This window comes from Phormidium sp. CCY1219 (genome assembly GCF_035615515.1).
Taxonomy (GTDB): domain Bacteria; phylum Cyanobacteriota; class Cyanobacteriia; order Cyanobacteriales; family Laspinemataceae; genus CCY1219.
This window is the reverse complement of the sequence record NZ_JAJENT010000310.1, coordinates 1-1,324: the sequence shown is the minus strand read 5'-3', so window position 1 is coordinate 1,324 and position 1,324 is coordinate 1. Positions and strand designations below refer to the sequence as shown.

General features: G+C 44.9%; 2 protein-coding genes. Both read left to right on the top strand.

Features of this window, described 5'->3' with window-relative positions:
- A partial coding sequence (locus tag LKK83_RS05035) for an IS607 family transposase (RefSeq protein ID WP_442957280.1) occupies positions 1-204 on the top strand: 204 nt, incomplete at its 5' end.
- Positions 116-1,300, top strand: a complete 1,185-nt coding sequence (locus LKK83_RS05030) for an RNA-guided endonuclease InsQ/TnpB family protein (RefSeq protein WP_324629820.1) — start codon at positions 116-118, stop codon at positions 1,298-1,300. The genes LKK83_RS05035 and LKK83_RS05030, both read left to right, overlap by 89 nt.
- The last annotated feature ends 24 nt before the right edge of the window (positions 1,301-1,324 follow it).

Sequence of the window (1,324 nt, the reverse complement as noted above, 5' to 3'; positions counted from 1 at the left end):
GGTCAGGACCTTATCGAGTGGCTCTGTCAACAAAAAGATTGCCAACTCGTGGTTCTCAACCGAAGTGACTTATCTCCAGAACGAGAAATGGTTGAGGATATCCTTGCCATCGTCCATGTCTTCAGTTGCAGGCTCTATGGACTCAGAAAGTACAAGTCTGCTATCAAAGAAGATTCGAGTTTATCCAGAAACGGCACTAGCTAAAACTTGGTTTCAATGGATATCAGCAGCCAGATGGTGCTTCAATCAAGCCATTGCCATACTTAAAACTAAGAGGATTGGCAAATATGACCTACGGAAAACAGTCATGGATATGGCTCCATCTTGGGTAAGCCAAACCCCATATAATCCACGCCAATTGGCGGTATTCCAAGCTTATGAGGCGCACAAAGCAGCAAGACGATCGCGGGGAGATGCCTCCTTTCGGTCTGTACGCGAACCTGTTAAGTCTATCCGATTTCAAAAAGATAATTGGAAAAAGGGGACTTTTTATCCGACACAGACCAAAGGATTAGGGTTCAAAGCAAGTGAGCCAATTATCGACAAGATGCACCACGAGCCCACCTTGGTACTAGATAGAGGACGTTGGTTTATCTGTTATGCCATAGATGCGCCTAAGCTAGAACCATTAAACAGTAATCTAGCCATTGCCCTCGATCCAGGGGTCAGAACATTTCTAACGGGGTTTGACGGTCAAGAAATTTGGGAAATTGGCAAGTCGGACATGGGGCGTATTTATCGACTGGCTACCCACCTCGATCGGCTAATGTCTCGAATCGGCTTATCTAAAGGACGCCAATTCAAGCGGCTACGGTACTGTCTGCGAAAAGCTGCACAAAAGATTCGGATTAAGATTCGTAACCTGGTTTCGGAGCTGCACAAGAAAGCAGCTAACTATCTATGCAGCAAGTACAAAGTCATATTTTTGCCTACATTTGAGGTCAAAAATATGGTCAAACGAGGCAAGCGACGGTTGTCAACTAAGACAGCACGGAAAATGGTTACATGGTCTCATTACCGTTTTAAGCAAACATTGAAGCATCAAGCGGCTAAATATGGCTGTGTTGTAGTAGATGTGACGGAAGAGTACACCAGCAAAACCTGCTCCAAGTGTGGCCACATTCACACAAAGCTTCTAGGCAACAAACGATTTGTTTGTCCCGACTGCGGTCACGCTATTGGGCGTGATATTAATGGCGCCTTCAACATTTTGTTGAAGGCTTTGAGAGATACCTCCGCATCTGGAGCAATAATTTCATTCCAGATTGTGCCATACTCAGAAACTTCCAGCAATTGCTAGATTTTTCCGGGTTAAATGTATCTG

What these genes read in the sequence shown, in the direction of transcription:
- LKK83_RS05030 (WP_324629820.1), top strand. Translation starts at nt 116, where the DNA reads ATGTCTTCAGTTGCAGGCTCTATGGACTCAGAAAGTACAAGTCTGCTA.